Source organism: Christensenella sp., assembly GCF_034927525.1.
In the GTDB taxonomy this organism is placed as follows: Bacteria; Bacillota; Clostridia; order Christensenellales; family Christensenellaceae; genus Christensenella.
This window is the reverse complement of record NZ_JAYFPU010000299.1, coordinates 1-3,370: the sequence shown is the minus strand read 5'-3', so window position 1 is coordinate 3,370 and position 3,370 is coordinate 1. Positions and strand designations below refer to the sequence as shown.

Sequence of the window (3,370 nt, the reverse complement as noted above, 5' to 3'; positions counted from 1 at the left end):
GATGCTCACAACGACGATCATCAGGCTGATAGCGATCACGACGGGGTAGGCAAACGGTGCTGCATATTCAGGCATTTTCAGGTTCATGCCGTACCAGCCGACGATAAGCGTCAGAGGCATAAATATCATCGTGATGATAGTGAGTATCTTCATGATGTTGTTCATGCGCAGATCGACTTCCGCCTGATAGGCCTCGCGAATTTCAGAAACATATTCGCGCAGGCTTTTTGTTTTGTCGTACAGCCGCTGCGTCTTGCCATAGATAATATTCAAAAAGCGCACGGAATTTTTGCTGAAAATGTGCTTTTCGTTCATGGAAAGGGATTCCAAAATATTCAAAAGCTGTTCGTAATAGCGCATAATGACCATCAGGTGCTTGCGCTTGTCGATGATGGTTTTGGTAAAATTCCCTTGCTTATCTGTCAGCACGTCGTCCTCTAAGTCGCCGATCTGTTCCTCAATCTTATCGAGGGATTCGAGATCGTCGTCGAGGATATATTCAAAAAACGCGCATACAAGCCTGCCGATGCTTGCTTCGCTTTTGTTGAGGTGTGCGAAGCGGTCGAGCAAGGAAGCAAGCTCGCTGCACTGGTCGCATACAAAATGCAGATGACCCGGATGCAGAAAAATATAAATGGGCGGGCTGTCCCTCAGTCGGTGCTCAAATTCGTAAAAGGGAATACACAGCAAATCAAAATCCTCGTGGGATTCAAAACGAATAGACGTGTTTTCTAAAATCTGGGGGAGCATATCTGCGGGGATATCCGTCAAGTAGGTCGAAACTTCTTTTGTGGTGGACACAGAAACATATTCCGTGCTTTTTTGGCTGTCGATAGCCTTTGCGGGCGACATCGCACCGTTCATGATTTCGTAAAGCATAGCTTCCCACCTCTTTTCGAGTATAGTATAGCATTCGTATAGAAAAAAGGCAAAATCCTTGTTCAATAATATACGGTGGTTATGCTATAATAAAATGTATATAAATTTTGGCGAGGAGAGTTGTTATGTCTAAGCTGTGGGGCGGAAGATTTGAGGGAAGTACGGATGAATTTGCGGAGGGGTTCCAGTCCTCCATCGGTTTTGATTGCCGTATGTACCGTGAAGATATTTTGGGCAGCATCGCGCACGCGCGTATGCTGGGCAAGCAGGGGATCATCCCCAAAGAAGACGCAGACAAGATCATTGAAGGCCTGAAAGGCATCCTTGCGGATATCGACGCGGGAAAGGTCGATTTTTCTGTGCACGACGAAGACATCCACATGAATGTGGAACGGCTGCTGACCGAGCGCATCGGCGACGTGGGCAAGAAGCTGCACACAGGGCGCAGCCGCAACGATCAGGTCGCTACGGATTTCCGGCTGTATATGCGCCGTGTGACAGGCGAGACGGTGCAAAATCTGATGGCGCTGTGCAATGTACTGATCGACATTGCGGAGGATCATACAGACACCGTCATGTCTGCTTATACGCATCTGCAAAAGGCGCAGCCCACAACGCTCGCGCATTACATGATGGCCTATTTTGAAATGTATTACCGCGACGTACTGCGGTTTTTGGATTGCAGCAAGCGCACGAACATCCTGCCGCTCGGCTCGGGCGCGCTGTGTGCGACGACGTATCCGCTAGACCGCGAAGCAGTGGCGGAAGAATTAAAGATGGACGGCATCACGCGCAACAGTCTGGACGGCGTGTCTGACCGCGATTTTGCGCTGGAATATCTGTCGGCGGCTTCCATCTGTATGATGCACCTGTCGAGGCTGTGTGAGGAGATCATTTTATTTTCCACCAACGAATTCGGTACGCTGCGCCTGTCGGACGCTTATTCCACAGGGTCGAGCATCATGCCGCAAAAGAAAAATCCGGACATGGCGGAGCTGATCCGCGGCAAAACGGGCAGGGTATATGGCGACCTGATGGGTCTGCTGACTGTGATGAAGGGCTTGCCCCTTGCTTATAACAAGGATATGCAGGAGGACAAGGAAGGCGTGTTCGACGCAGTCGATACCTTAAACGCGTGCGTCAGGGTGATGTGCGGCATGCTCAGTACCGCGGAATGGAAAAAGGACAAGCTGCGCGCGGGCGCAGGGCTTGGATTTACCAACGCGACAGACGCGGCAGATTATTTTGTGAAGCGCGGCATGGCGTTCCGCGATGCACACGAGGTGGTAGGGCGACTTGTGCTGTATTGTGAGCAACACGGCAAAGCCATCGACGAATTATCGCTAGAGGAGATCAGGCAGTGCGCGCCGGAGGCGGGCGAAGACATCTTTGAAGCGATCAGCCTAGAGACGTGCGTCAACACGCGCAGCGTGCCGGGCGGACCCGCGCCGGAGGCTGTACAGGTGCATATCAGGCAGGCAAAGCTGCTATTGGGCGAGCTTTAATGAACAGACGTTCAATTAAAATGGGAAAATTTAGAATAAAAAGGGAAAAACAGGGAATGGCAAACAAATGGAGAAAAACGGCGGTATTCGTCGCTGCGGCACTGCTGCTGATGGCTTCGCTTTTGGCGGGCTGTTCGGCAAATGCAGGACAACCGGCAGCGGAACCAACGGCGACACCGGGTGCGACGGCTACGCCCGCACCAACCAAGACGCCGGAGCCTACGCCGTCGCCAACACCTACGCCGGTGGTGCTGGAGGAAGGTTCGAAGGCGCCCGAGGTCGTAAAGCTGCAGGAACGGCTGATGGAGCTTGACTATCTGCACTTAAGCGACGATAAAGCGACGGACTATTACGGCCCGGCGACGCAGGCGGCGGTCTCTACGTTCCAGAAACAGAACGGGCTTACTAACAGCGGGATAGCGGACGATGAAACGCTTGCTCTTTTATACTCGGACAAGGCAAAGGAATGTGATACCTTCTTAAAGCTTGCGCCCACGGTGGGCATGAGCTTTGAAGAACTTGTGATGAGCGACGATGGAACGCGCGACCAATATCCGAAGGGTTTTCCTGAGGCGGGAACGTATAAGATCATCGTGGATGTAGAGCACCAGGTGACGCTTGTTTATACAAAGGACGACGACGGGAATTACACGATCCCCGTGCGCTATATGCTGTGTTCGTCGGGCAAGGACGGCGCGACGCCACTGGGGACGTTCAAGATGAACAAATACCATGTGCGGTTCAGCCAGTTCGCGCGGGATAAGACGTACGGACAATACTGGACGCAGATTTACGGCGCGTTTTATTTTCACACGATCCTTTACGACAGGATGGATACAAGCACCTACATCGACGAGGTGTGGGAAAAGCTGGGGACAGCCGATTCGCACGGGTGCGTGCGCCTCAGTGTGCCGGACGCAAAATGGATGTGGTACAACATCGCGCCGGGCACGGTGTGCGTGATCCGTTCGGGGGATGCGGACGAC

3 protein-coding genes are annotated in these 3,370 nt (G+C 52.5%); 2 read left to right on the top strand and 1 reads right to left on the bottom strand.

Annotation, left to right across the window (positions count from 1 at the left end):
* The coding region (locus VB081_RS12015) for a magnesium transporter CorA family protein (protein WP_323401039.1) at positions 1 to 879 on the bottom strand (879 nt) is incomplete at its 3' end.
* Between the two features lie 125 nt (positions 880 to 1,004).
* Between VB081_RS12015 and argH the strand changes: the two genes are divergently transcribed.
* Both argH and VB081_RS12005 read left to right on the top strand, forming a co-directional pair.
* Positions 1,005 to 2,384, top strand: coding sequence for an argininosuccinate lyase (gene argH, locus VB081_RS12010; protein WP_323401038.1), 1,380 nt, complete (start codon positions 1,005 to 1,007; stop codon positions 2,382 to 2,384).
* 56 nt (positions 2,385 to 2,440) lie between these two features.
* Positions 2,441 to 3,370: L,D-transpeptidase family protein (locus tag VB081_RS12005; RefSeq protein ID WP_323401037.1), on the top strand; the 930-nt coding region annotated here is incomplete at its 3' end.